At 74.0% G+C, this 25,104-nt stretch carries 25 protein-coding genes, 1 tRNA gene and 1 riboswitch; of the genes, 10 read left to right on the plus strand and 16 right to left on the minus strand.

The window, feature by feature from the left end:
* Window positions 1–152: 152 nt before the first annotated feature.
* On the minus strand, window positions 153–833 hold the full coding sequence (locus O4J56_RS11880) for a pentapeptide repeat-containing protein (protein WP_270685790.1): 681 nt from the start codon (window positions 831–833) through the stop codon (window positions 153–155).
* Window positions 834–929: 96 nt separating this feature from the next.
* Here O4J56_RS11880 and O4J56_RS11885 point away from each other — a divergent pair, with 96 nt between their 5' ends.
* Window positions 930–2,045, plus strand: a complete 1,116-nt coding sequence (locus O4J56_RS11885) for a helix-turn-helix transcriptional regulator (RefSeq protein WP_270685791.1) — start codon at window positions 930–932, stop codon at window positions 2,043–2,045.
* Between the two features lie 658 nt (window positions 2,046–2,703).
* On the opposite strand, the gene O4J56_RS11890 is transcribed toward O4J56_RS11885, so the two are convergent.
* Window positions 2,704–3,012 carry a hypothetical protein gene (locus O4J56_RS11890; protein WP_270685792.1) on the minus strand — a complete coding sequence of 103 codons (309 nt, stop codon included), beginning with the start codon at window positions 3,010–3,012 and terminating at the stop codon, window positions 2,704–2,706.
* Window positions 3,013–3,188: 176 nt separating this feature from the next.
* Window positions 3,189–3,248, plus strand: a riboswitch (guanidine-III (ykkC-III) riboswitch).
* A 22-nt stretch (window positions 3,249–3,270) separates the two neighbouring features.
* Here O4J56_RS11890 and O4J56_RS11895 point away from each other — a divergent pair.
* A complete protein-coding gene (locus tag O4J56_RS11895) occupies window positions 3,271–3,585 on the plus strand; it encodes a DMT family transporter (protein ID WP_270685793.1) in 315 nt (104 codons plus the stop codon).
* A gap of 137 nt (window positions 3,586–3,722) precedes the next feature.
* Entirely contained in the window at window positions 3,723–4,556 is an 834-nt protein-coding gene (locus O4J56_RS11900) for a helix-turn-helix domain-containing protein (protein WP_270685794.1), read from the plus strand.
* Here the strand turns inward: O4J56_RS11900 and ftsH are convergent.
* Window positions 4,542–6,800, minus strand: a complete 2,259-nt coding sequence (gene ftsH / locus O4J56_RS11905) for an ATP-dependent zinc metalloprotease FtsH (protein WP_270685795.1) — start codon at window positions 6,798–6,800, stop codon at window positions 4,542–4,544. The two genes, O4J56_RS11900 and ftsH, sit on opposite strands and share 15 nt — an antisense overlap.
* A 322-nt stretch (window positions 6,801–7,122) precedes the next feature.
* Between ftsH and O4J56_RS11910 the strand changes: the two genes are divergently transcribed.
* Together O4J56_RS11910 and O4J56_RS11915 are read left to right on the plus strand one after the other, a co-directional pair.
* On the plus strand, window positions 7,123–7,245 hold the full coding sequence (locus O4J56_RS11910; RefSeq protein ID WP_017595396.1) for a DLW-39 family protein: 123 nt from the start codon (window positions 7,123–7,125) through the stop codon (window positions 7,243–7,245).
* Window positions 7,246–7,405: 160 nt separating this feature from the next.
* A tRNA-Ala gene (locus O4J56_RS11915) sits at window positions 7,406–7,478 on the plus strand.
* Window positions 7,479–7,702: 224 nt separating this feature from the next.
* Here the strand turns inward: O4J56_RS11915 and O4J56_RS11920 are convergent.
* The 3 genes from O4J56_RS11920 to O4J56_RS11930 are packed head-to-tail and all read right to left on the minus strand — an operon-like array spanning window position 7,703 to window position 8,743.
* A complete protein-coding gene (locus tag O4J56_RS11920) occupies window positions 7,703–7,954 on the minus strand; it encodes a TetR/AcrR family transcriptional regulator (RefSeq protein ID WP_270685796.1) in 252 nt (83 codons plus the stop codon).
* 37 nt (window positions 7,955–7,991) lie between these two features.
* Window positions 7,992–8,327, minus strand: coding sequence for a DUF5615 family PIN-like protein (locus tag O4J56_RS11925; protein ID WP_270685797.1), 336 nt, complete (start codon window positions 8,325–8,327; stop codon window positions 7,992–7,994).
* Window positions 8,324–8,743 (minus strand): ribbon-helix-helix protein, CopG family, encoded by a 420-nt coding sequence (locus O4J56_RS11930; RefSeq protein ID WP_270685798.1) that lies wholly within the window; start codon window positions 8,741–8,743, stop codon window positions 8,324–8,326. The genes O4J56_RS11925 and O4J56_RS11930 overlap by 4 nt, the downstream gene beginning before the upstream one ends.
* A gap of 233 nt (window positions 8,744–8,976) precedes the next feature.
* Here O4J56_RS11930 and O4J56_RS11935 point away from each other — a divergent pair, with 233 nt between their 5' ends.
* Window positions 8,977–9,939, plus strand: a complete 963-nt coding sequence (locus tag O4J56_RS11935; RefSeq protein ID WP_270685799.1) for a GlxA family transcriptional regulator — start codon at window positions 8,977–8,979, stop codon at window positions 9,937–9,939.
* Between the two features lie 87 nt (window positions 9,940–10,026).
* Here O4J56_RS11935 and O4J56_RS11940 read toward each other — a convergent pair whose 3' ends face one another.
* Window positions 10,027–11,472: an MFS transporter gene (locus O4J56_RS11940; protein WP_270685800.1), complete on the minus strand. Its 1,446-nt coding sequence runs from the start codon at window positions 11,470–11,472 to the stop codon at window positions 10,027–10,029.
* Between the two features lie 118 nt (window positions 11,473–11,590).
* On the opposite strand from O4J56_RS11940, the gene O4J56_RS11945 reads away from it, so the two are divergent.
* The gene (locus tag O4J56_RS11945; RefSeq protein ID WP_270685801.1) at window positions 11,591–12,568 is read left to right on the plus strand and encodes a helix-turn-helix transcriptional regulator; all 978 of its coding nucleotides are present in this window, start codon (window positions 11,591–11,593) and stop codon (window positions 12,566–12,568) included.
* A 71-nt stretch (window positions 12,569–12,639) separates the two neighbouring features.
* Here the strand turns inward: O4J56_RS11945 and O4J56_RS11950 are convergent, their stop codons facing one another.
* Window positions 12,640–13,338 (minus strand): DUF998 domain-containing protein, encoded by a 699-nt coding sequence (locus O4J56_RS11950; RefSeq protein WP_270685802.1) that lies wholly within the window; start codon window positions 13,336–13,338, stop codon window positions 12,640–12,642.
* A 107-nt stretch (window positions 13,339–13,445) separates the two neighbouring features.
* On the minus strand, window positions 13,446–14,375 hold the full coding sequence (gene sigJ, locus O4J56_RS11955; RefSeq protein ID WP_270685803.1) for an RNA polymerase sigma factor SigJ: 930 nt from the start codon (window positions 14,373–14,375) through the stop codon (window positions 13,446–13,448).
* Window positions 14,376–14,528: 153 nt separating this feature from the next.
* Between sigJ and O4J56_RS11960 the strand changes: the two genes are divergently transcribed.
* Window positions 14,529–15,722, plus strand: coding sequence for an NAD(P)/FAD-dependent oxidoreductase (locus O4J56_RS11960; RefSeq protein WP_270685804.1), 1,194 nt, complete (start codon window positions 14,529–14,531; stop codon window positions 15,720–15,722).
* A gap of 487 nt (window positions 15,723–16,209) precedes the next feature.
* Here O4J56_RS11960 and O4J56_RS11965 read toward each other — a convergent pair whose 3' ends face one another.
* Entirely contained in the window at window positions 16,210–17,220 is a 1,011-nt protein-coding gene (locus O4J56_RS11965) for a GlxA family transcriptional regulator (protein ID WP_270685805.1), read from the minus strand.
* Window positions 17,221–17,432: 212 nt separating this feature from the next.
* On the opposite strand from O4J56_RS11965, the gene O4J56_RS11970 reads away from it, so the two are divergent.
* Entirely contained in the window at window positions 17,433–18,023 is a 591-nt protein-coding gene (locus O4J56_RS11970) for a cysteine hydrolase family protein (protein ID WP_270685806.1), read from the plus strand.
* A gap of 45 nt (window positions 18,024–18,068) precedes the next feature.
* Here O4J56_RS11970 and O4J56_RS11975 read toward each other — a convergent pair whose 3' ends face one another.
* The gene (locus O4J56_RS11975) at window positions 18,069–18,857 is read right to left on the minus strand and encodes an SDR family NAD(P)-dependent oxidoreductase (RefSeq protein WP_270685807.1); all 789 of its coding nucleotides are present in this window, start codon (window positions 18,855–18,857) and stop codon (window positions 18,069–18,071) included.
* Window positions 18,858–19,093: 236 nt separating this feature from the next.
* On the opposite strand from O4J56_RS11975, the gene O4J56_RS11980 reads away from it, so the two are divergent.
* Window positions 19,094–19,681, plus strand: a complete 588-nt coding sequence (locus O4J56_RS11980; RefSeq protein ID WP_270685808.1) for a histidine phosphatase family protein — start codon at window positions 19,094–19,096, stop codon at window positions 19,679–19,681.
* Window positions 19,682–19,801: 120 nt separating this feature from the next.
* Here the strand turns inward: O4J56_RS11980 and O4J56_RS11985 are convergent, their stop codons facing one another.
* The 5 genes from O4J56_RS11985 to O4J56_RS12005 form a co-directional block, all read right to left on the minus strand.
* A complete protein-coding gene (locus O4J56_RS11985) occupies window positions 19,802–20,602 on the minus strand; it encodes a MerR family transcriptional regulator (RefSeq protein WP_270685809.1) in 801 nt (266 codons plus the stop codon).
* Window positions 20,599–21,090, minus strand: coding sequence for a GyrI-like domain-containing protein (locus tag O4J56_RS11990; protein ID WP_270685810.1), 492 nt, complete (start codon window positions 21,088–21,090; stop codon window positions 20,599–20,601). Before O4J56_RS11990 ends, O4J56_RS11985 begins: the two co-directional genes overlap by 4 nt.
* A 108-nt stretch (window positions 21,091–21,198) precedes the next feature.
* Window positions 21,199–22,830 (minus strand): pyruvate, phosphate dikinase, encoded by a 1,632-nt coding sequence (locus O4J56_RS11995; RefSeq protein ID WP_270685811.1) that lies wholly within the window; start codon window positions 22,828–22,830, stop codon window positions 21,199–21,201.
* Entirely contained in the window at window positions 22,827–23,480 is a 654-nt protein-coding gene (locus O4J56_RS12000) for a helix-turn-helix domain-containing protein (protein WP_270685812.1), read from the minus strand. The genes O4J56_RS11995 and O4J56_RS12000 overlap by 4 nt, the downstream gene beginning before the upstream one ends.
* Window positions 23,481–23,663: 183 nt before the next feature.
* Window positions 23,664–24,788, minus strand: a complete 1,125-nt coding sequence (locus O4J56_RS12005) for a TetR/AcrR family transcriptional regulator (RefSeq protein WP_270685813.1) — start codon at window positions 24,786–24,788, stop codon at window positions 23,664–23,666.
* Between the last annotated feature and the right edge of the window lie 316 nt (window positions 24,789–25,104).

Below are 25,104 nucleotides of genomic sequence, written 5' to 3' on the forward strand. Positions count from 1 at the left end.
ATGGTACTGCCTCCATGGTGTGGGGTGGGAGAGTAGGTTGCCGCCGCATTTTCTTCGAGGAGGGGCGGGGTCCTTTTTGGGCCCCGCCCCTTTTTTTGTGCTCGAGCTTGTGAACACGTGAAAACGTGTCCACGCACCCACCGCACCCCACCTCAATCCACGATCTCGATCTCCATCGCATTAGCCAATGCGAGGAGGAGTCCCTGGGCGTCCGTGGTCTTCACCGAGACCCCTTTCAGGCTCTCGACCCCCGTCACGCCGAACAGTTCGCAGTCGGCGAACCGGGCCTTCTCCGCCCTCGTCCGGTGGAAGCGCGCGCGTTCCAGGTTGCAGCCCTCGAAGCGCACTCCCCTGATGTCGGCCTCCTGGAAGTCGACCTCGGACAGGTTGCAGTCGCGGAAGACCACGTTCTTCAGCGTCGAATAGCCGAACGAGGCCATGTCGACCCTGCACCCCTCGAACACCGTGTCCCGGACGGTGCACGCGGACCATACGGCACCGGTCAACCTGCTCCCCGTGACCGTCGCCCGCATGAGCGACCCGTCCCGGACGCGTACCCCGGCCAGGTCGGCGTTCTTCATGTCGACGTCCGACAGGAGCGCGCCGCGCAGGTCCGAACCGGTCAGGCGCGTATGGGTGAACGTGCATCCCTCGAATTCGGTGGCCAGGACCGCGCGGTCGGTGAGGTCCAGTCCCCCGAACGCCAGCGCGAGGTACACGCCCTCATCCCGGAGGTCGTGCTCGGGGAGGTCGGCCTCCGTGAGCTCACCTGGGATCGCGGGGGCCTGGGGCCGGGCGGCGCGTGCGGCCCGGTTGCGGTTCGACGGTGGCATGGGGGCAGCCTAGTCGGGACCACGGACGGTGCCGCTCGTTGTAGGCTTCCCCCTCCACCGACCACCCCTGCTCCCTCTCGAAGGGAAGACCGTCCCATGTCCTCTGAGACCTCGGCGAGGCTTCTGCGGCTGCTGTCCCTCTTTCAGGCCCGCAGGGACTGGACCGGAACAGAGCTCGCGGACCGGCTCGACGTGACACCGCGGACGGTGCGGCGCGACGTCCAGCGCCTCCGGGACCTCGGCTATCCGGTGGACGCGACCCCCGGGGTCGCCGGCGGATACCGCCTGGGGGCGGGGTCGGCCCTGCCGCCGCTGCTCCTGGACGACGAGGAGGCGGTCGCCGTCGCCGTGGGGCTCAGGTCCGCCGCGGCCGGCGGGGCGCTCTCGGGGATCGAGGAGACCTCGGCCCGCGCGCTGGCCAAGCTCGAGCAGGTGCTCCCCTCCCGTCTGCGGCGCCGTGTCGGGGCCGTGCACGCCTACACCGACGCGATCGGACGCCGGGCCCCGATGGTGGAGGGCGGGCACCTGACGGAGATCGCCGCCTGCTGCCGTGACACGGAGAGCCTGCGCTTCGCCTACCGCGACTACGCCGGGAACGAGACACGGCGCCTGGTGGAGCCGCACCGGATGGTCCATGTCTCGGGGCGCTGGTACCTGTTGGCCTGGGATGTGGACCGGGACGACTGGCGGGTCTTCCGGCTGGACCGGATCGTGGACCCGCTCTCCCGGGGACCGCGCTTCCGTCCGCGCACTCCCCCGGACGACGCGGCCACCTACGTGGCGAAGAGCATCTCCAGCTCGCCCTATTCGCACACGGCGCGGATCCTCCTGCACGCGCCCGAGGCGGAGGTGACGCAGCGGATCTCCCCGCTGGTCGGGGTGCTGACCGCGCTGGACGACGGCACGTGCGAGCTGCGCACCGGCGCCCACGGGTGGGAGACCCTGGCGATCCACCTGGCGTTCCTCGGGTTCGAGTTCACCGTGCTGGAACCGAAGGAGCTGGTGGGGTACCTGCGGGATCTGGGAGACCGGATCGGGAGGGCCGTGGGCTCCGACGGCTCCCCCAGTGTCCCCGGGGCCACCGGTGTCCCAGGCGTACCGGGGGCCACGGGTGCCTCGCACGCCTCACCCGCTCTGCACGGTCCGTACGGTCCGGACGGTCCGCATGATGCGGGCGGTGCAGGTGCTCGGGGCGGTCCGGAGGGCGGATAGGGCCGGGGGAACCGATGCGGCGGTGGGGGCCGTCCCCGCGCCACTGAAATGTCGACAAAGCGGCAGGTCGATATTTCGACTCGTCACTAAAGCGGGAATCAGCGTGTCCGAAACCAGGGCCTTCCGCGGTCCTCCCCGCGCCTGCGCGCCCGTGGCCGCACGGCACCGGCGCCGGGCACACGCGCCTCCGCCCGCACCGCCCGTGGTCGGGGTGCGGGTCGTCGCGGCGGCGCTCGGCCGGCCGCCCTCCCCTGCGGATCCGTGCCGGTCCCACCCCATCGGCCCGCCGCGTCGTCGGCGGGGCGACGGCACGCCTGAAGAACGCGGGGCGGTCCCCGCGTGCCACCGTCGTCCGGCGGGGGAGCCGGTCTCGGACCTGCGGGGGCTAATCCTCGTCGTTGGCCGGAACAGGCGGTGCGTCCATGAGCTGGCGCACCAGCGCTATGAACTCTTCGTCGCTCATCGCGGCCCAGTCCACACGCTCGTTCATGGTGACCGGTTTCCCCGGCTTGAAGATCGATAAGCATGATGAGCCGGATCCGGCCGATGTCATCGTGGTGAACAGGCCGTGGCGCCCGGTCGTGTCCGTCGGCGCCCCGATGGCGGACGATCTCGCCCGGTGGGCCCAGCGTCCCCTCCTCCGCCGGGCGGGGGCGGCTCAGATGCGGCGGTTCACCGCGCCGCGGCACTGCGGGCAGCGGCAGCGCTTGTTGAAGCCGGTCACCGTGCCGTGCGGGATGTCGGGATCGCGCTGGGCGGTGAGCGTCGCGTCGAGCTGATCGCCGAACTGCCCGAGAATCCTGGCGGCGGAGAACACCCGCTGCGGGGTGAGGCCGAGCTCGCGCGCGGCGTCGTCGATGTGCGTCCCCTTGCGCAGCTTCGCGATGAGGCGCGAACGCACCGGCGGCGGGAACTCCTCCTCGGCGTTCGCGATCAACTGCTCGGCGTCGTCGATGGGGTGGCTCATTATCGTCCTTCTGAAGGGTCTGTCCTGGTGCATGGTACGCGTTCGGTGACCCATGTGTTCTGTGGTGACCCTGGTCACCTGTGGTAGGGGAAGCATTCCCGTTCGCGTAGGCGTTCAAGATGGACGAAAGTCGGGACCCCGGGACCCGAATGTTCCCCTCCCGGGCCGGAGCCGCGTGAATGGCGCCGCTCCCCGGACGAGGTGCGCCGTACCCGGTGAAGCGAAGACGGCGCGGGCCTTGAATCGCAGGGGTGCACCATGGCCTGGCTCGTCATCGTCCTCTCCGGGCTCCTCGAAACCGTTTGGGCCACCGCCCTGGACCGGACCGAGGGCTTCACCCGCCTCCTCCCCTCCCTCGTGTTCGCCGCGGCCCTCGTCGGAAGCATGGCGGGGCTGTCGTACGCGCTGCGCAGCATTCCGGTCGGCACCGGGTACGCCGTTTGGGTGGGCATCGGCGCCGTCGGCACCGCGGTCGCGGGGATGGTGTGGCTGGGGGAGCCGGCGAGCCTGCCGCGAATTCTGTGCCTGCTGTTGCTGGTCGGCGGCATCGTCGGGCTGAAGGTCCTGCACTGAGGGGGTGAAGGTCCCGCCCGTAAGGCGGGGGCACGGGCCCATTCGCGGCCGATTTCTAGGAATTCATTGCTAGAGGCTAGGCATAGTGCTTCGCTAGTGCCACGGAAACGGTACTTCGCGTGTACGGGGACAGCGCTATGACCAGCCCCACCGTCCGTCGACGCCGACTCAGCGCGGAGCTGCGGCGACGCCGTGTCCAAGCCGGAATGACGCTCAGCGACGTGGCCGACGTCCTGGAATGGTCCCCGGCCAAGCTGGGCCACATCGAGACGGGGATCCGCAAGTGGCCCTCGGTGATGGAGGTATCGGCGCTGCTCAAGCTGTACGGGGTGACGGGAGGGCAGCGCGAGGCCATCCTCACCCTGGTGCGGGAGTCGCGGCTGCGCCCGTGGTGGACCGAGTACGAGGACGTGCTCTCCTCCGCCTACGTCGGCAACGAGGCCGGCGCGGTCGCCATCGACACCTACGCGGGCATCCTCGTGCCCGACCTGCTGCAGGTGCCGGAGTACACGGCGCTGCTGGCGCGGGCGCAGGGGCGGGGCGAGCGGTCGGCCGAGCGGATGGTGGCGGCGTACCTGAAGCGCCAGGAGGCGCTGGACCGGGACACCCTGTGGCGGTACCACGCGGTGCTCGAAGAGGACGCGCTGCGCCGGGTGTCGGGCGACCCCGACCTCCTGCACGCGCAGTTGCGGCGCATCGTCGACCTGCAGCGCGGCAACGACCGGGTGACGGTGCGGCTGCTGGCGGCGTCGGCGGGGCCGCACGCGGGATCGGCGGGGCCGTTCACGGTGCTGGAGTTCGATGAGGACGAGGCGTCGCTGGCCTATGTGGACGCCCCGCACGGCGGTTCCATCGTGGAGTCGGAGGAGGGGGTCCACGGCTGCCAGGAGGTGTGGCGGCGGCTGAACGCCACCGCCCTGACGCCGGAGGAGACCCTGACCAACCTCAAGCGGCTGTCACTGCTGACCTGAGGCGTCCCCGCCGGCCTCCCCGGGGGCCGCCCCGGGCCCGGTGTCCTGTGCGGCCCTGGGGCCCCTGGGGCCTCCGACACCTCCGGAGTCCCCTGCGCCCCCGGTACCCCCGGCATCCCCGGCCTCGGCGGCGCCCTCCCCGCCCCCTGAGGGCGCGGGCAGGCCCGCGGCGGCGTAGGCCTCCTTCTCGTCCAGCGTCTCGTGCTCCAGGAGCGCGTGGGCCATGGCGTCCAAGCGCGCGCGGTTGTCGGTCAGAAGGCGCCGTGCGACGTCGTAGCACTGCTCCACGATCCTGCGCACCTCGGAGTCGACCGCGTCCAGCGTCGCGGGGGCGAACACCTGTCCGGGGCGTTCGCCGTCGGGGCCGGGCAGTACCGTCATCGGCCCGATCGCCTCCGACATGCCCCACCGGCCCACCATCTGACGGGCGATGGCGGTGGCGTTCTCCAGGTCGCTCTCGGCGCCCGTGGTGACCACGTCGAAGACCAGGGACTCGGCGGCCATGCCGCCCAGGGCGCCGGTGATCCGGCCCCTCAGGTAGGCGGCGTCGTAGCCGTACCGGTCGTCCTCGGGCGTGGACAGCGTCACCCCCAGGGCGCGGCCCCGGGGGACGATGGAGATCTTGCGGACCGGGTCGGCGCCGGGCTGGAGCATGCCCAGAAGCGCGTGACCGGACTCGTGGTAGGCGGTGCGGGTGCGCTCCTGCTCCGGCATCACGACCGCCCTGGCGGTCCCGAGCTGGACCTTCTCCAGGGCGTCGGCGAAGTCCGCCGCCCGCACCGCGTCCTCGCCGCGCCGGGCGGCCAGCAGCGCCGCCTCGTTCACCAGGTTGGCCAGGTCGGCGCCGGTCATGCCGGGGGTGGAGCGGGCGACGGCGCCCAGGTCGGCGTCGGGGCCCAGCGGGACACCGCGGGAGTGCACGGCCAGGATCGCCTCGCGGCCGCGGGTGTCGGGCGGGGAGACGGCGACCGTGCGGTCGAAGCGGCCGGGGCGCAGCAGGGCGGGGTCGAGCACGTCGGGGCGGTTGGTGGCGGCGATGACGACGATGCCCTCGGTGCCGCTGAACCCGTCCATCTCGGTGAGGATCTGGTTGAGGGTCTGCTCGCGCTCGTCGTTGCCGCCGACGGAGCGGGCGTCGCGGGTGCGGCCGATGGTGTCGATCTCGTCGATGAAGACGATGGCGGGGGCGACCTTGCGGGCCTCGGCGAACAGGTCGCGGATGCGGCTGGCGCCCACGCCCACGATCATCTCGATGAACTCCGAGGCGCTCGCGCTGAAGAACGGGACCCCGGCCTCCCCGGCCACGGCGCGGGCCAGGAGGGTCTTCCCGGTGCCGGGCGGTCCGGTGAGCAGGACGCCCCGGGGCAGGCGGGCGCCGAGGCGGCGGTACCGGTCGGGCTCTTTGAGGTAGTCGACGACCTCCTCCAGCTCGGACTCGACCTCGTCGATCCCGGCGACGTCGTCGAAGGTGACCCGGACGGCGGAGGTGTCGACGGGGGTGGCCGAGCGGCTCTTGCCGAGCCCGGCCATGCCGCCCATGCCGCCCATCATGCTGCGGCCCTTGCGCAGCATCCAGTACCAGAGGAGGCCGAACAGCAGGACGGGGAGCAGGGCCCAGAAGAGGTTGGCGAGCAGGCCGCGCTGCTGGGTGACGGGTTCGGCGCGGACCACCACGTCCTTGTCGACCATCTGCGCGTAGATGTCGTCGTCGGCGAAGACGGGGCGCTCGGTGGTGAAGGTGGTGTAGGTGTCGCCCTTGGACCCGCCGGGGACCTGCTGGGCCTTCTTGAGGGTGCCCTCGATGGTCTCGCCGCGCGAGTAGACCTCCTTCACGTTGCCGGCCGCGACCTGCTGCGTGAAGGAGGTGTAGGGGACGGTGGCGGCGCCGCGGCCGTCGGTGAGCCAGGTGAGGCCGAAGACGACCAGGTAGACGGCGGCGAGGGTGACGAAGAAGCGGATCCAGGAGCCCTTGGGGCGCTTGCCGGGCGCGTCGCCGCCGGCGCCTTCGGCGCCTTCGGCGCCGCCGTCGCCGGGCGGTACGCCCTCGGTGCGCCAGGGTGCCCGGTCGCTCCCCTTCCCGGCGGCCGGGCGGTCCCTGCGCCCGCCGCCCGGCCGGGAACCGGCCCCGGTCCCTGATCCGGGGCCCGACCCGGATCCCGGGTCGGCACCCCGCCCCGCGCTCCCCTCCCCGGCGTCCGAGCCGCCTGGCCGGTCCCGGCCCGGCCCCTTGCGTTCGTCGGCCATGGTCCGCCTCCCTGCGTCTGCGCTGCTCACGGTAGGTCGGCGGGCCGCGCGGAGGTGTCCGGACACGCCCAGGTCCCGCCGAATCGAAGCGAAGCGGACACCGCCGCCGACCTGGGCAGCCGAGGGAAACACGCGGCGCGGCGGGAGATGCGCCGGGGGGTTGCTAGTCTGCAGGGAGACAACCCCATAAAGTTCTCTACCGACGCCTTCCGCTCGGGTGGAAGGGCAGAGGGACTCCGGCCTGGTGCCGGGGGCTTTCGCTCTCCGAGCCGCGCGTCCTTTCCTGACCCGAATATCCGTGATCGAAGAAGGGGTCCACGCCGTGAAGAAGATCATCGTGCTGGTGCTGGTGGCCCTCGGGGCGTTCGCCGTCTACCGGAAGATCCAGGCCGACCGCGCCGAGCTCGACCTGTGGACGGAAGCCACCGCGGCCAGCGAGAACTAGTCCAGCGCAGACCGGCGAGCCACGGCACGGCCGCGTGCCGGTGGCTGCCGTCTGCGTTCCACCCGTGGGCGGCGTTCGTCCCCTTGCGGTGCCCACACCATCCCCTCCGCGAGGGCGGTATGCTCTACGCGTTCCCATGCCGCCGCACGGCGGCATGCCCGGGGCCATAGCTCAGTTGGCAGAGCGCTGGTTTTGCATACCAGAGGTCAGGGGTTCGACTCCCCTTGGCTCCACTCGCATCGACCCAGGTCGCAGACGTGACGACGGCCGCCCTCCCACTCAGGGAGGGCGGCCGTTGCACATTCAGTGCACATGAGTCCGGCCGATCGGATCGTCCCCGTGCTGAACGGCGCCGAGGGACACCTCCGAAGCCGTTGGGCCCACCACCGCCGGTGGCGTCATGCCCGCCACTGGCGGTCGCCGAGTAGGGCCGCCTCGGATCCTCCGTCGGCGAAGATCAGTCGACGATCTGCGCCTGGATGGCCTGCATCGTCTGCTTCGCCGTGGACTCCATCAGGTCGTCCTTGTCGGTGAAGTAGTGCCAGACCAGCCCCTTGGCCACGCCGGCGCGCTTGGCGATCCGGGTCAGCGACGCGCCCTCGTAGCCGCGCTCCACGACCTCCTGAACGGCGGCCTCCATGATCTGCTTCCGCCGTTGCTCCTCGCTCAGCCGCTGACGCGGGCGCCGGTCAGGGGGGCTCGTATCCACGGCGCACATGTTACGGCCGATCCCGCGCGGAGCCGGATCACCCCGCGTCCGGCCAGTGGGGGCCGAGGTAGGGGTCGGGGTTGGCCCGGGCCCAGTCGGCGAGGACCTTGGCCAGACCCGCCGCCTGCGCTCCGCCGGGAGGCGGGTTCCGCTTCAGTACGAAGACCAGCGCCACATCGCGTTCCGCCGCGAAGTCCACCACGTTCTCGGTGACCACGGCCCTGCCCTCCGATCGGGCCGTCGCCGCGACGAGTGCGTCCTCCGCCGCCTGCAGTCCGATCTCGAACACGTGCACCGCATCGTGGCCGTAGGTATCGCGCAGCAGGCGCGCCGTGGTGGGAGGGTACATCTCGTCGATGAGGAACATGCTCATGTCAGCAGCGCCTCGCGTCCCTCTGCGGCGCGACGGCTGCGCTCGGCCGAGGCGCGGTTGCGCTCGATGCGGCCGTTGACCTCATCCGCGTGCTCGGAGGCATAGTCCACGGCGATGCGGACGAGTCGGGGGTGCAGCTCCGACTCGGCGCTGAGCGTCGAGATCCGGTGCTCCTCGCTGCCGTCGAGTTCCTGCAGCCGGGCGACGACCTCCCAGACGTCGGGCCCTGCGGCGAGGGCCGCGCGTCGGTCGTGGGCGGGACCGCGGAAGACGATGCCCGGGAAATCCCGCTGGTCCACGCCTTCGATGATGAGGCGCTCCAGCAGGGCCGTGGCGCTCACACCCTCCTGGGCGGCTCTGCTGTCCAGCCGGTGCTTCGCCTCATCGCTGATCCGGAACGACGTGCTTCTCGCCATGTTCGTCTCCCCCGAGCTCGCGTTGACCGTACCGCAAGTGTAGCTCGCATGCGCTACGGCGAGCCTCGGGTGATGCCTCCCAGGCGGGTCGGGGCGGGCGCCGTCCGGCAGGAATGACGTACTTCGACGGGAGAGTGTCACTGCCTTCTCCAAGGCGTTGAGCTGGTGATATGCAAGGTCATTCGAGGTGACCTCCTGTGGTTCACCGGTCGGTGGGCCGGTACATTCCTGCCATGCACACCGTCGCCGTCCTCGCGCTCGACCGGGTGATCCCGTTCGACCTCTCCACTCCGATCGAGGTCTTCGGGCGGGTCCGGCTGCCCGACGGGCGGCCCGGGTACCAGGTGCGGATCTGCGCCGAACGCGACGAGGTCGACGCCGGGGCCTTCACCCTCCGCGCCCCCTGGGGGCTGGACGGGCTCCGGGACGCCGACACGGTCATCGTGCCGGGCGTCGCCGACCCCGCGGCGCCGCTCGCGCCCCCGGTCCGCGACGCGCTCAGGGCGGCCGCCGAGGCCGGGACGCGGATCGCCTCCCTGTGCGTCGGCACGTTCCCCCTCGCCTCCACGGGGCTCCTCGACGGGCTGCGGGCGACCACCCACTGGCGCGCGGCGGGGGCCCTGGCGGACGCGCACCCGGAGGTCGACGTCGACCCGGACGTGCTGTACGTGGACAACGGCCGGATCCTCACGTCGGCCGGCGCCGCCGCCGGGCTGGACCTGTGCCTGCACATGATCCGCCGCGACTACGGCTCGGCCGTCGCCGCCGACGCCGCCCGGCTGTCGGTGACGCCGCTCGAACGCGAGGGCGGTCAGGCGCAGTTCATCGCCTACGACCACGCCCCCGCGCCCCAAGGGGCGGAACTGGAGGGGCTGCTCGATTGGCTGCGCGCCAACCTGGGCCGCGACCTCACCCTCGCCGACATCGCCGCCCGGGCCGGCACCAGCACCAGGACCCTCATCCGGCGGTTCCGCGACCAGACCGGCACCACTCCGCTCCAGTGGCTCCACCGGGCCCGTATCCGCCAGGCGCAGCACCTGCTGGAGACCACCGGGCACTCGGTCGAACGCATCGGCGGCCAGGTCGGTTTCGGGTCGCCCACCGCGTTCCGGGACCGCTTCAAACGCACGGCCGGCGTCACCCCTCAGGCCTACCGGCGGATGTTCGGCTCGGGCGGGCGGCGGCCGGCGGCCTGAGCCCCTGCACCGGCTCCGGCCCCGGGACCGACTGGGCCGTCCTCCCGTGCGGGAGGGCGGCCGTCGGCGTCTCCGGCGCGTCGTCCGCTACGCCCCACCGGCCTCCTCCTGTCGGGGCAGGCGCAGGAAGGCGGCGACCAGCGCCGCCGCGGCCAGCGCGACGGCGGCGTTGGTCCCGATCGCGAACCGCAGGCCCGGCAGCAGGGCGGCGCCCGCCCCGGTCGCGATCGCCGACATCACCGGGGTCCCCAGCGCGATGCCGACCTGCTGGCTCAACGTCACCAGGCCGGTCGCCAGGCCCTGCCGGTCGGCCGGGACCCCCGTGGTGGACGCCACGGTGTAGCCGACGATCGCGGCGAGGTTCGCGGCGCCGCCGATGAACGCGGCGATCAGCAGCGGGACCAGCCAGGCGCGGTCGTCGGAGACGAACGCGAGCGGGAGGGTCGCGGCGGCCTGGACGGCGAAGCCGATCACGATCGTGGTCCTGGCGTTCGTCCGGCCGATGACCTTCGGGGCGACGAGGCCGCCGAGGACCGTGCCGATGCCGAGCACCCCCAGGATCAGCCCGGCGGTAAGGGCGGTGAAGCCGAGGACCTCCTGCAGGTACAGCGTCAGCAGGAACACGAGCGATGTCTCGGTCGCGAAGGCGAGGAGCCCCGCCGTGTTGCCCCAGGCGATGGTGCGGCGCCGCAGCAGCGACGTCGCCACCAGCGGCTCGGCGACACGGGACTCGATCGCGAGGAAGACCGCGAACAGCACGAGCGACCCTGCGATCGGCCCCCAGGCGCCGGGGTGCGTCCAGCCGTCGTGGCCCGCCGTGTCGATCCCGAACACCAGGGCGGTCAGGGCGAGCGTGATGGCCACCGCGCCGGGGACGTCGAGCCGGGGCCGGCGCCCGCGGGCCGGTTCGCGCAGGACGAGCGGGCCGACGAGGATCACGGCGGCGGCGACGGCGACGTTGACGAAGAACGCCCACCGCCACGAGACGGCCCCGGTGAGTACCCCGCCGAGGACCGCGCCGGCCGTGAACCCGGCGGCCATGAGCGCACCGTTGAGCCCGAGCGCCCGGGAGCGGGCCGGCCCCTCGGGGAACATCGTGGTCATCAGCGACAGCGCGGCCGGGGTGACCATGGCGGTCGCGACGCCCTGTCCCACGCGGGCGGCGATCAGCACCGCCGGTCCGGCGGCGAGCCCTCCGGCCAGGGAGGAGGCGCCCAGCAGGGCGATGCCGACGAGGAACAGCCGCTTGCGCCCGAACAGGTCGGCGACGCGGCCGAAGAAGAGCGTGAACCCGGCGGCGCACAGCGCGAACGAGGTGACGATCCACTGCAGCGCCGAGGTGGCGAGCCCGAGCTCGCCGCCGATGTGCGGCAGGGCGACGTTGAGGATCGAGAAGTCGACGGCCAGGGTGAAGTTCGCCGTCAGCAGGACCGCCATGGCGGTCCTCTGCGCCGCGGTGAACCGTTCGGAGGGCGGGGCGGCCGGTGGCGTCGACGGGGGTGTCGACGGGGACGGGTTTTCGGTCGTGGTCATGGCGCCCACCCTCAGCCGCCCGGAACCGGGTAGCCAGCCTCCCCGTCCGGGGAGCCTCGGGTTGCCTGGCACTGACAGGGGCAGGCTCGACCACGGAGGAGGGGGCACAATCGGCCGCATGGAACGACGCCCCTTCGACACGCCTCCGTCCGGCGCGGCCACCGCGGCCACCGCGGACGCCGTGGCCACCGTGGACCCCGAGCGCCCCGTGACCGAGCTCGGCGAGTTCCTCCGTTCGCGCCGCGACCGCATCACCCCTGAGGACGTCGGCGTGCGCAGCTACGGCCGGCGCCGGGTTCCCGGCCTGCGGCGCGAGGAGCTGGCGCAGTTGGCGGGGGTGTCGATGACCTACCTGACCCGGCTGGAGCAGGGGCAGTCGCAGAACGCCTCCGACGCGGTCATCGACGCCCTGGCCCGCGCGCTGCGGCTCGACGCGGACGAGCGCGCCCACCTGTACGCGCTGGCGCGCCCGGCGCCGCCCAAGCGCCCCCGGGCGGTGAGGCCCGAACAGGCCGAGCCCGGCGCCGAGCGCCTGCTGCATGCGATGGGCGGGGTGCCCGCCGTGCTGCTGGGGCGGTTCAACGACGTCCTCGCCTGGAACCGCGCCGGGCACCGGCTCCTCGGCGGCCACCTCGGCTTCGACGCGCCCGCGCACGCCGACGACCGGCCGAACCAGATGAGGATGCTCTTCCTGGACGAGCACACCCGCGACCTGTACGTCGACTGGCACGACGAGGCCGCGCTCGCGGTCGCCTCCCTGCGGTATGTGGCGGCGCAGTTCGCCGACGACCGCCGCCTCGCCGAACTGGTCGGGGAGCTGAGCGTCAAGAGCCCCGAGTTCGCCCGGCTGTGGGCCGGTCACGACGTGCGGCTGTGCACCGGCGGCACGAAGCGGTTCCGCCACCCCGAGGTCGGCGAACTCGAACTGGGCTATGAGGTGCTGCACCTGCCCGAGGGCGACGGCCAGCGCATCCTCACGCACACCGCCGACCCCGAGAGCGCGTCCGCCGCCGCGCTGAGCCTGCTGGCGTCGCGGTACCCGTCCTCCTCCCGTGCGGAGCCCCGGTCCCGGTCCCGGTCCCGGTCGGAGGGGTGACGGCGACCGTGCGCCGCCGTCGCCGCAGGCGCCGTGCAGGGGGCCTCGCCCCGGAGCGTTCTGAGTGCGGGTCAGGCCGGGCGGCGGTCCCTGTCGGGGTGCGGCACGGTCCGGTACAGGGCCGCCGACACCGCGGCCAGCCACACCCACCCGGCGACGACGGCGGCCCACAGGGACACCACACCGGCCGTGCCGGTGGAGAGCGCGGCGCCGCCGATGAATCCGAGTGCGACCACGGTGCCGCAGCCGAGTGAGAGGAGCCGGAGCCCTGACGCGCCGCGCCGGGCGAACCAGGCCGCGGCCAGGAACGCGGCCACGGCCAAGGAGAGGAATCCGACGCCGCCGAAGGCCAGGTGCAGCAGGCCGCTCGCCGACACGGTGCCCTCCGCCGCCCCCTGCGGGTAGCCCGCCGCGGGGTCGGGCGGGAAGAGCCCGCTCCCGATCAGGGACAGCCCGTAGACGCCGACCAGCAGGCTCACGGCGGGGGCCCGGCGCGGCCCGTGCGCGGTGGCCCTCCACACGCCGGCGGCCGCGGCGAGGACCATGAGGCCGCTCAGGATGAGGTTCGCGGTCTGGACCCACCCCGACTCGCCGATCATGAGCAGGCTCAGCGCGTGCCGCCCGAAGTCGAATCCCGTGCTGGTCAGGCCCAGGGTGATACCGACGGCCAGGTAGAAGGCCCCGGCCACCACGCCCCACCCGAGCAGGGACCTCGTCACCGCCGCGCCGCGGTCGAAGCCACCGTCGGGGCCGGGTGCCGATTCCGCCATGCCGACTCCCCGCGTCGTGCCCCGGAATCCGAGTCTTCCACCCACGCGGTGCTCTGTACAGGTGTTTCCCCAGCGCAGCGCCCGAGCCGCGATGCCCGGGACGGCCGTCACGCCCACGACCGGAGCTTGTCCGGGTTGCGGACGGCCCAGATGTGGGTGATCAGCCCGTTCTCGACCTGGAACGCCGTCACGGTCACCGTCCGGCCGTCGCGTTGGGCGACCAGGCCGGGCCGACCGTTGACGGTCCGCTCCACGAGCGTCAGGTCGTCCACCCGACCGGCGAAGCCGAACAGCGTGCGCGCGATCCGTTCGGCGCCGCTGATGGGGCGGCGCGCCGTGCGGACCCGGCCGCCGCCGTCCGCGGTCACCGTGGCATCGGGGTCGAGAAGCCGGACCAGGGAGTCGATGTCGCCCTCCTCCCACGCGCGCTTGAACGCCTTCACGACCCCGGCCTGCCGGGCCGCCGGGCTCGCGGGCGCGTGCGCGGTCCGCACGCGGCGGCGGGCGGACACGGCGAGCTGGCGGCAGGCCGCCGGAGTACGGCCGACCACCTGCGCCACGTCGGCGAACGGGTAGCGGAAGACGTCGTGGAGCACGAAGGCCACGCGCTCCGCCGGGGTCATGGATTCGAGCACGACGAGGAAGGCCATGGTGACCGACTCGTCGAGGGTGACGCGGTCGGCCGGGTCGCCGAAGGGGCCGACCGGCCCGCCGCCGTCCCGCTCCGCCGGTCCGGGCAGCGGCTCGGGGAGCCACTCGCCCACGTAGGTCTCCCGCCGGACGCGCGCCGAGGAGAGCACGTTGAGGCACAGGCGGCCGACGGCCTTGGCCAGCCACGCGCCGGGGGAGTCGATGTCCTCGCGCTGCCCCGGGGACAGTGCGTACCAGCGGGTGTAGGCGTCCTGGACGACGTCCTCGGCGTCGGCCAGGCTCCCCAGGAGCCGGTACGCCAGCCCCGTGAGCCGGCGCCGTTCGCCCATGACGACGCTCAGGCGGGGGTCGACGGGGTCGCTCACGGGTTCGGACGGGACGGTCACGGCGGCGTCGCCTCCTTCGGTGGACGTCGGTCCTCACCCCCTTCGACCGGACGCGGCGGCCGATTGTGACACCGGGCGCCGCCTCACATCCGGGGCCGCTGCGCGGTCGTGTCGGTGAGAGACCGTTCGGACCCCGCTGGGAGGAGACCCGCCATGTCCGCACACCCCGCCCGCCATGAGGCCGTCGTCATCGGAGGCGGCTACGCCGGAGTGCTCGCCGCCAACCGCCTGCGCAAGCGCGGCGACGTCCGCGTCACCCTGGTCAACCCCCGCCCGGCCTTCATCGACCGCCTCCGGCTGCACCAGTTCGCCGCCGGGACGGGAGGGGCCGAGGCGGACTTCCGCGGCCTGCTCGGCGACGGCGCCCGGCTGGTCGTCGACCGGGCCGAGCGCATCGACACCGCCGCCCGCGAGGTGCGCCTCGCCTCGGGCGGGGCGGTGCCCTACGACCACGTCGTCTACGCGGTCGGCAGCACCGCCGCGGTCCCGGCCTCGGTGCCCGGCGCGGCCGACCACGCCGTCGCGGTCGGGGAATGGGAGTCCGCCCGGCGGCTCCGCGACCGGCTGGCCGGGCTGCCGCCCGAGGCCCCGGTCGTCGTGGTCGGCGGCGGGCTGACCGGCGTCGAGACCGCGGCCGAGTTCGCGGAGCGCGGGCGCAAGGTGACCCTGGTCTGCGGCGGGATGCTGGCGCCGTCGCTCAGCCCGGGGGCGCGCCGGTCCATCGCGGTGTGGATGGTGCGGAACGGCGTCACCGTGTTGGGGTCCGCCGAGGTGGCCGAGGTGCGGTCCGACGCCGTCGTGCTCTCCTCGGGTGAGGTGCGGCCGAGCGCGCTGACCATCTGGACGGCCGGGTTCGGGGTTCCGGAGCTGGCCGCCGTGAGCGGGCTGCGTACCGACTCCGTCGGCAGGCTGCTCACCGACGAGACGCTGACCAGCGTCGACGATCCCCGCGTGGTGGCGGCGGGGGACGCCGCGGCACCGTCCGGGCAGCCGCTGCGGATGAGCGCGCAGGCCGCCACGCCGCTGGGGGCGCAGGCCGCGGACACGGTGCTGAGCAGGATCGCGGGGACCGAACCGGCGCCGATCGACCAGGCCCTCGTCGGGTCGTGCGTGAGCCTCGGCCGGAAGGCCGGGCTGCGGCAGTTCGCCGACAAGGACGACGTCGCCCGGGAGCTGTACTTCGCGGGTCGCCTCGGCGCCGCGTACAAGGAGATGACCTGCAAGCTCGGCTTGGCCAAGATTCGCCGCGAGGCCCGCAGGCCCGGCTCGCTCTTCTGGTTCAAGGGCGGTTCGCGGCCGGCGGCACCGGTGGCCCCGGTGTCCGCGGCCACCGTGGACGGGGAGTGAGCCGTCCCGGCCCCCAGGTGTGCCATCGGGGCCGCGTCCGGTGGAGCGGCGCGGCCTTCGGCCACCACGGACACCCTCACGAGTCGCCCCTCAAGGTGTCGAAGCCGGACCGGGTCCGACCTGGAGCAGAGACCATCTGACCTGGTCGGACAGAAGGGCGCGGGCGGGGGCCGCTTTCGCTGGGCGGCTGAGGGGCGCCCGCCGGGGGCGGGTGCGGCTGACGGAAGCCGCGCCACTTTGGGCAGGTCGGCCCGCTGGCTATGGCCCTGGGGTGGGGGTCGATCCTTCTTTGAGGCCTTGACGGCGGTTCGTTCTTGCGTGAGGCGGCTTTCGGCCGCCCGCCGACGGCGGGCGCGACCGGCGATGGGGCACCCGCTCCGATGGGCGCCGTCCGGTCGCGGTGCAGGCGGAAGGGGAGGACGACCCACTTCTCCCGGGGCCGCCGCCTCGTCCCCGGGCCCGTCCTGGGAGAGCGGTGGGCCTCCCCTCACGCAGAGCGGGTCCGGAAGCGCTGCCGGTAGGCGTGCGGGGTGGTGCCCAGGCGGCGCCGGAAGGACCGGACCAGGGTGTCGACGCTGCCGAATCCGCAGCCGGAGGCGATGCGCTCCAGCGTGTCCTCGCTCGTCTCCAGCCGGATACGGGCCTGTTCGAGGCGGGCCGACTCGACGTAGGCGGCGGGGGTCGTCCCCAGCTCGGCCTTGAAGATGCGGGCGAGCTGGCGTTCGCCGACGTGCGCCACCTCGGCGAGGTGGGCGGCGCTCAGGTCCCCGTCGAGGTGGTGCTGGACGTAGAGGCGCAGCTCCTCGATGCGGCGCGTGGCCGAGACGGGTTCGAGCGGGACGCTGAACTGGCTCTGACCGCCGGGCCGCTTGAGGTACATCACCAGTTGCCGGGCGACGCGCAGCGCCACCTGCTCCCCGAAGTCCTCGGTCACCAGCGCCAGCGCCAGATCCAGGCCGGAGCTGATCCCGGCCCCGGTCCACACGTCGCCGTCCCGGATGAAGATCGGGTCCGCGTCGACGTGGACCTCGGGGTGCTCCTCGGCGAGCTGGGGCGCGGTCGTCCAGTGCGTGGTGGCGCGCTTGCCGTCGAGCAGTCCGGCCGCCGCCAGCAGGTGCGCGCCGACGCAGACGGAGGCGGTCCGGCGGGACCGCCCGGACAGCTCGCCCACCAGCTCCACCAGGTACGGGTCGGCCAGCGCGCGCAGCCGCCCCGTCCCGTCCTGCTCCACCGCGCCCGGCACCAGCAGGGTGTCGATGCGGCGCCCGGCGAGCGCGTCGAAGGTGACGTCGGGCAGCACCCGCACCCCGGCCATGGTCACCACCGGGTCCAGTGTCCGCGCCGCGAGCAGGACGTCGTACCCCAGCGTGCCGGAGCTCTCCCGCCGGACCAGGGCGAACACCTCGGACGGGCCGGTGACGTCCAGCAGGTCCACACCCTCGAACACGACGATGACGACGAGGGGGCGTTCGGCGGGGGCGGTGTCCTCGGTCTCCACTGGGCCTCCAAGGGGTGGGCCGATGGCGGTGTCCGGTGCGGATGCCCGGTGCGGATGCCCCGGGGCGCGATGTCCGGATCTGCGCATCAGGTGTCATTGCCGACACCCGGCGCCCCACACTAGCTTCTTCACGTGACCCGGAGGGCGCCCGGCCCCGACCGGCCCCCTCCCCCTTCCAACAGTTCCGACCACTGACGACGAGGTGCTCCGCCATGCCTTCGACCACCCTGCGCGCCGTGAACGGACTGGACGCGTCCCCCGCCACGCTCGACGACGCGGTCCTGGTCCTGATCGACTACCAGAACACCTACACGACCGGCGTCATGGAGCTGGAGGGGTGGCGCCCCGCGCTCGACGCCGCCGCCGGCCTGCTCGCCCGCGCCCGGGAGGCCGGGACCCCGGTCGTCCACGTCCAGCACGACGGCGGCGAGGGGAGCCCTTACGACATCCGGGCGGAGATCGGCGCCGTCCACCCGAGCGTCGCCCCGGTGGAGGGTGAGCCGGTCGTGGTGAAGAACGCCCCCAACTCCTTCGTCGGCACCGACCTGGAGGAGCGGGTGCGGGCCACGGGGCGGCGGAACATCATCGTCATCGGCTTCATGTCGCACATGTGCGTGACCTACACGTCCGAGGGCGCCTTCCTGCGCGGCTTCACCCCCACCGTCGTCGCCGAGGCCTGCGCCACCCGCGCGCTTCCGTCCGTCACGGGCGGTGTCACCGCCGAGCAGCTGCACGCCTCCGCCATGGCCGGGATCGCCGACCTCTACGGGGTCGTCGTCGCGGGCGCCGGCGACGTGAAGTGACCGGCCGCCGCCCTCCCTCCGCGGCCCGCCCCCGACCCCGGCGCCTCAGAGCTGGCGCAGGGCGCCGCCGTCAATCGCCCACTCCGCGCCGGTGACCTGGCGCGCCTTCGGCGAGAGCAGGTAGGCGATCACCTCGGCGACGTCCTCGGGGGCGCCGATCCTGCCGGTGGGCAGCCGCCGCTCCTCGCGGATGAACCGGTCGACCGCCGTGTCGGGGTCGGTGCCGAAGCGGTCGGCGAGCTGTTCGGCGAACCCGCCCGGCGCGTCGAACAGGGCCGTCCGGGTGGGGCCGGGGGAGACCGTGTTCGAGCGGATGCCGACCGGCCCGAGCTCGATCGCCAGGGACTTGGACAGCGACAGCAGCGCCGCCTTCGTCGCGGCGTACGGGGCCAGGATCGGGTCGGGCATGCGGCCCGCCTCGCTGCCCAGGTGGACGATGCTCCCGTCGGCCCCGCTGGCCTTCATGGCGGGCACGGCGGCCCGGACGAGCCGGACCGGGGCGAGCAGGTTGACCTCCAGCGCCGACCGCCACGCCCCGTCCTCGAAGTCCAGGGCCGAATCGTGGGTGGTGAACAGCGCGGCATTGTTCACCAGGCCGTCGACCCGCCCGAGGCGGTCGAGGGTCTCGGCGACCACGGCCTCGGCCGCCGCCGGGTCGGTCAGGTCGGCCGCGAGGAACACGGCAGCGTCCGGGAGCAGCCCGGACTCCGGGTCCTTGCGGGCGACCGCCACGGGGCGCGCCCCCTCGTCGGCGAGGGTGCGGACGGTCTCCAGGCCGATTCCGCTGGTACCGCCGGTGACGATGACCGCCTTGCCGTCGAGCCGCAGGTCCATGGGGTCGCTCTCCTTCGGGTCGGGTGGTGGGGGCGGGGGCCGCGCCGAGGGCGGGCCTCACGGTGTGCGCCGCGGTGCCGGTCCAGCATCCGTCGGCGCCCTGAGGGCAGCCACCCCCTCGCTGTGGCTAGCACTCCCGGTGCCAGGCCCGGACGCCCGTCACGGGCGGGGTTTCCATTACTCCATTCCAGATGCCATCATCATTGCGATGGTGATGGCATCTGGAAGGAGCGGCGATGGCGGTGCGGCACCTGTACGTGGCGCGGCACGGAGCGGCGGATGCGTTCGGGGAGGTGACCGATGCCGGGCTGCGGCAGATGGGGCTCCTCGCCGAGCGGCTCGCGGCGCTGCCCGTCGACGCGGTCTGGCATTCGCCCCTGCCCCGGGCGGTGCGTTCGGCGAAGGTCGTCGGTGAGTGCCTGCCGGGCGTCCCCGTCCGGGAGGCGGAGGAGCTGATCGACCACGTTCCGCACGTGCCCGACGATCCGCCGCCGGGGTGGGCGGGGTTCTTCGACGGGTTCGACCCCGCGGAGGCGGCCGAGGGCGCGCGCCTGGCGGGCGCCCTCCTCGACCGGTTCGCCCGGCCCGCGGAGACGGAGACCCACGAGGTGCTGATCACCCACGGCTACCAGGTGGCCTGGCTGGTGCGGCACGCGATGGGCGCCCCGCCGGACCGGTGGCTGGGTCTGTCGTGCGGCAACGCGTCCCTCACCGCGATCGGCCACTACGGCGCCGGGCCGCCGTCGCTGGTGCTCTACAACGACATGGGACACCTCCCGCCCGACCTGCGCTGGACCGGCTTCGGCCCGGGCACGCGCCCCTGAGCACGCATGGACAGGCGGGTGTGCTCGGCGTTGATCTCGGGAGAAACGACGCTTCCGGGCCGCTTTTAGGGGCGCATTTCCCGAGATCAACGCCGCGGGGGCGGCGGACGCGGCGGGTCTTCAGGTCGATACGTCGACGTAGCGCTGTGCCACCTGGCACCTGAACGGGTCGCCGCCGGTGTAGATCTCGCGCGGCGACCCCGATGGGCGGCATGTCCCGCGTGCGGCGGCGTCCCGCACCGCGTCGAAGGAGCGCAGGATCGTGGGGAACTGGACCTCGCCGAACGGAACGTCGGTCAAGAACTCCGTTCCCTCGGGCTCGGTGCCGTCGGCCGCACCGCTGTCGGTGACGGGCACGCGGACCTCGATCGGCCCGTCCGACTCCCAGCTCACCTCGCCGTGGTAGACGACGATGAGCGGCTGGGCGGGGTCGAGGGCCGCGCCGGCGCGTTGGACGAGCGCGGCTGCGGCGCGCTCGATGTGCGAGGGGAGGTCGGCGGCGGTCGTCCGCAGCGTGCGTGACAGGAACGCCCGGGGTCTCGCCTCTCGGCTGCGCACGGTGGGCGCGTTCTCGGGCGGCCGTGCTTCGGAGAGGCCGCTCGCCAGGCCGTCGAGCAGGGCGACGGCGCGTTCGTGCGCCCGGACGGTCTCCACCCGGTACGCCTCGATCAGGGCGCGCCGCCGTTCCCCCGTGGCGTCGAGCACCGCGCCGATCCGCTCCAGCGGCATTCCGACGCGGCGCAGCAGCGCGATCGTCCGCGCCCGTTCCGCCTGGGAGGGCCGGTAGTAGCGGTAGCCCGTGTAGTCGTCGACGAGGTCCGGCAGGAGGAGCCCCCGCCGCTCGTATATGCGCAGCGCCTTCGGCGAGAGCCAGGTGAGGCGGCTGAACTCCCCGATCGACAGCCTGGCGGTCCTGGTCACTTCAGCAAGTATGCGACTTCGATCGCCCACTTGGTGCGGTCGGGCTCGGTCTGCGGGTCGGTGAGGAACTGCTCGGTGCGCGCCCGCCAGTGGATCCCGTCCGCCCGCTCCTCGATCGCCGGTTCCAGCCCCTGCAGGGCGGCCCACCGCCACATCTCGCCGTGCACCCCCTTCAGGGCGTCCGGGCCGCCCTCCGGGCGGGTGACCAGGTAGCGGCCGGCGGGGAGGGCGCCGGTCTTGAAGCCCTCACCGATCTCGATGCGGGCGGCCACCGGAACCGACACGGTCACGTCCATCGGATCGGCCGCGGTCCGCATGCGGTGGTACTGGTAGACCGGTCCGCCCTCGGGGATCCCCCCGGCCGCGGCGAGCGCGGCGTAGATCCGCGGAACGTGCGCGTTCACGCGGTCCCAGTGGGCGAGTTCGCCGGTCGTGGACACGCCCACCCAGGGGCGCTCGGCGCGCTCTTCGACGGTGAATTCGGTCATCGGTCGTCCTCGTGGTCGCCACCCGGCTCTCGGATGGGCCGGAACCGATCCCACTGTCTTCCCCAGGGGCAGAGTCAACCCTCGGCAGCGCCGACGGCGTCCGGCCCATCAGCCCCGGCTTCGGCGCACGGCCGCCTGCGCGGCCCGCAGGCGGGGCTCCTCGTCGTCGGCGGGCGGCCCGTCCGACACGTCGTCCGCCCATGCGAGCAGGGTGCGCAGGTGGGCGTCGGCGGTGTCCGTCGTCGTCGCCGGGTCACCGAGCACCAGCTCTCCCCCGGCGCCGTCGACCGCCACCACGTCCCCCTCGGCGAGGGTCCTCCCGCCCGCGCGGACCGTCGCCGCCGCGGCGTCGACCTCCAGCCCGGCGATGCCGACGGCCGCGGGCCTGCCCATCGACCGGGCCACGACCGCCGCATGGCTGGCGGCGCCGCCCCGCGCCGTGGCGATCCCCGCCGCCGCGGCCAGCCCCCGCACGTCGTCGGGCGAGGTCTCGGGGCGGACGAGGACGACCGGGCCGTCGGCCGCCATGCGCACCGCCGCCTCGCTCGTCGTGGCGAGCCGGCCGACGGCCACACCCGGGCACGCGCCCACGCCCCGCCCGACGACGTCGGCCTGCGCCCCGGCGGTGATGCGCGGTGCCCGGACGTTCCGGATCCCCTGCGGCGGGACGCGGAGCAGCGCCTCCTCCCGCGTGATCACCCCCGCCTCGGCGAGGTCCACCGCGACGCGCACCCCCGCGGCGCCGGTGAAGCGGCCGGGACGGGCCTGGAGCAGCCACAGTCCGCCCGACTCGAAGGTGAACTCCACGTAGCAGGCGTCGCGGAAGTGCCCCTCGGCGCGGGCCAGGGCCCCGCCGAGCGCGTCGGCCACCGAGGGCTCCCGGGAGCGGAGCTCGTGCAGGGGCAGGGACGGTTCCCGGCCGGACACCACGTCCTCACCCTGGCGGGCGAACAGGACGTCGCCGGAAGGGGCGTTCTCCCCGGTGCCGGGGTCGCGGCTGAACGCGACCCCCGTGCCGCTGCGGCCGTCGCGGTTGCCGAACACCATCGCCTGCACGACGACGGCGGTGCCCAGGTCGTGCGGGATGCCGTTCAGCTCGCGGTAGGTCCGGGCGCGCGGCGCGTCCCAGGAGGAGAAGACGGCCTCCACGGCCGTCTCCAGCTGTTCGGCCGCGTCGTCGGGGAAGGGGCGGCCGTGCCGCCGCTCGATCCTCTCCTCGGCGGCGGCGATCGCGGCGCGCAGCCGGTCGGTGTCCCCGACTCCGGGGTTCCCGTCGGCGTCCCCGGGGGCGGCGGCGTCCGCGGGGACCCCCGGGAGCGCGGCGGCGAAGCCGGTCAGCAGCCGCAGCCGGGATTCCAGCGCGAACCGCGCGTCCCCGGTCTCGGCGGCCAGCGCGGCGGTGGCCCGGGAGGTCAGCCCCAGGTCGAGCACGGTGCTCATCATCCCGGGCATCGACACCCCCGCCCCGGAGCGGACCGAGACGGCCAGCGGCGCGTGTTCACCGCCGAACCGCCGCCCGGTCGCGGCCTCCAGCCCGCGCACGGCGCCGGCCAGTTCTTCGCGGAGCCCGTCGGGCGGCCGCCCCTCGCTCAGGAAGCGCCGGCACGCCTCGGTGGTGACGACGAACGCGGGCGGGACCGGGAGGCCGAGGCGGTGGAGGGCCACCAGGCCGTGCGCCTTGGCGCCCAGGGCGTCGGCGCCCTCGTCGAGGTCCGCGGACAGCGGGCGGATCCACCTCATCGCGGGATCCCGAGGGTGGCGAGGAGGTCCTCGTGGAGCTCGGCCCACACGGTGTGGAACGAGGCGGTGTGGTCGGCCACGTACTCCGTCGCCCCGGCGCGGGCCCGGTCGAGGGCGTCGGTGAGGCGCACCCGGTAGCGGTCGAAGCGGGGAAGCGCCGCGGCCAGCTCGCTGTAGACGGGGGCGGCGCGCCGGTGCAGGTCGGCGAAGCGGTCCAGCACGCGGGCGTCGTAGTCGGGGTCGCTGTGGTCGTTGACGGCCGGTGTCCCGTCGACGGGCTTGAGCTGCCAGGCGGTGCACAGGTCGAGGAGCTCGGGGTTGAGCTCCAGGAAGCGCTCGAACGCCGCCGCCACGGCGTCGCGGGCGCCGGACTCCTCCAGGCGGCGGGCGGTCCGCTCGGCGTGGGCGGCGCGTCCGGCGTCCGTTAGGCCCCACCCGGGAAAGGGCGCGGGGTGGCGGGTGACCAGCCCGTCGACCGCGAGGTCGATCAGCGCGGACTCGGCCTCGGGAGCGGTGAGGCCGACGGCCTCGGCGACGCGGCCGGTGTCGGCGTGCCCACCGCAGCGCAGTGTGTGGAGCACCGCCAGGCCGTGGTCGGCGTCGGCGTCGGGGCCGGGGGCGGCGTCAGGGGCGGGCGGAGGCGGGGTCATGCGTCCTCACCTTTCTTCCGGGGGGGTGGTTTCGGTCCGGCAGTGCCCGTGCCGGTCTCGGGGAGGCGGGAAGGTCGGGGACGGCCGCCGGGGCGGCGCGATCGGCACGGTGCCGGGCCGGGTCCGGCTCGGGCTCGCAGCCGTGAGCGGCGCCGCACTCTTCTTCGTCGTGGCCTGACGGTGTCATCGGGGTGCGTCCCCACCGGAGGTGGTCGTGTGCCCGGCGGAGTCGGCGGCCCCGGCCGCCGCCGCTGCGTGGGCGGCTCCCCTGCCCTGTGCCCGGGCGGTGATCCGCCCCTGTCCGATCCGGACGGCGGCCTCGGTCCGATCGTCGGCCCCGGGCAGGCCGAGCGCCGCGGCCACCGCACCGGTGTCGTCGATGACCAGCCGCAGGCCGTCCCATGCCCGCGCCGGGAACACCCGCCGCAGACACGCGACCAGGTCGGCGACGCGCAACCGGACGAGGGCCCCGGTCTCGGCCGGGTCCCCGGTGGCGACGGCGACCGTGACCTGCTCCCCCGGCGGCGCCGCGCGTACGGCCTCCTCGGCGGCGGCGAGGCGGTGGGCGCCCAGGACGGCGACCACGCCGTCGGCGCCGAGGTCGACCGGTGCGCCGCCGATCACGTCCACCGGTCCGGCCGGCGGGGACCAGGGTTCCCGGACGGCCGCGGCGGGCGGGACGTAGGGCAGGTGCGCGGGCGCCCAGGTGTCGGCGAGGTCGAGGTACGCGAGGTGTTCGCAGGCGCGGATCCGGTCGAAGGGGTCGCCGGAGCCGGGGGCGCTCTCGGCGAGCGCCCCGCATCCCGCCAGCAGCGTCAGCACTACTTCGGCGAGGCGGACGCGGCGCTCGGCGTGCGGCTCGCAGGACTCCAGCCCGATGGCCAGCAGGAGGGCCTCCAAGTGGGCGGTCTGGGCGAGCACCGCCCGGTCGTGGTCGCGGTCGGCGGCGCCGGTCAGGGAGCGCAGCGACAGCCGGCCCCCGGCGGCGGGGTCGTCGGCGAGGGGGATGCGCTCCAGCCAGGCGCGGGCGAGGGCGCCGAGCGCCTCGGCCGCCGTCCCGGGGGAGTCGGCCGGTGCGGGGGCGCCGCCGGAGCCCCCGCTTTCGACCAGGTCGACCAGCACCGCCAGATACAGGGCCCGCTTGCTCGGGAAGTTGGAGTAGACGGCGCCCCGGGTCAGCTCCGCCCGTTCGGCGATCCGGTCGACCTTGGCCGGGGCGTAGCCGTGCTCGGTGAACTCCGCCCGGGCCGCCGCCAGCACCGATGCGCGTGTGCGGGCCTGCTGCTGGACCCGTGTCAGCCGGACCATCGCCGATCCCTCCCCGTTCCGCCGTTCATCCGGGATCAGGATACGCACACAATCCGAATGATGGCGACATCTGAATGCGCGTCCAGTGGAAGGGCGCCGTCGGCGGATCCGGCGGGTCGGGCCGACCCCGTGTCCCGTGCGCGGCGCCCCTGCGTCGTTGATCTCGGGAAATGCGCCCCTAAAAGCGGCCCGGTAGCGTCGTTTCTCCCGAGATCAACGCCGAGCACACCGGCGTTTCCACCACTCGATCGCCCCTGAGGCGGCACGTTCACCGCACTCGGTGGCCGAACCACCGGGCCGTGTCCGCTGCATCCGC

Origin of the sequence: Nocardiopsis endophytica, assembly GCF_027706725.1 — a bacterium.
In the GTDB taxonomy this organism is placed as follows: Bacteria; Actinomycetota; Actinomycetes; order Streptosporangiales; family Streptosporangiaceae; genus Nocardiopsis_A; species Nocardiopsis_A endophytica.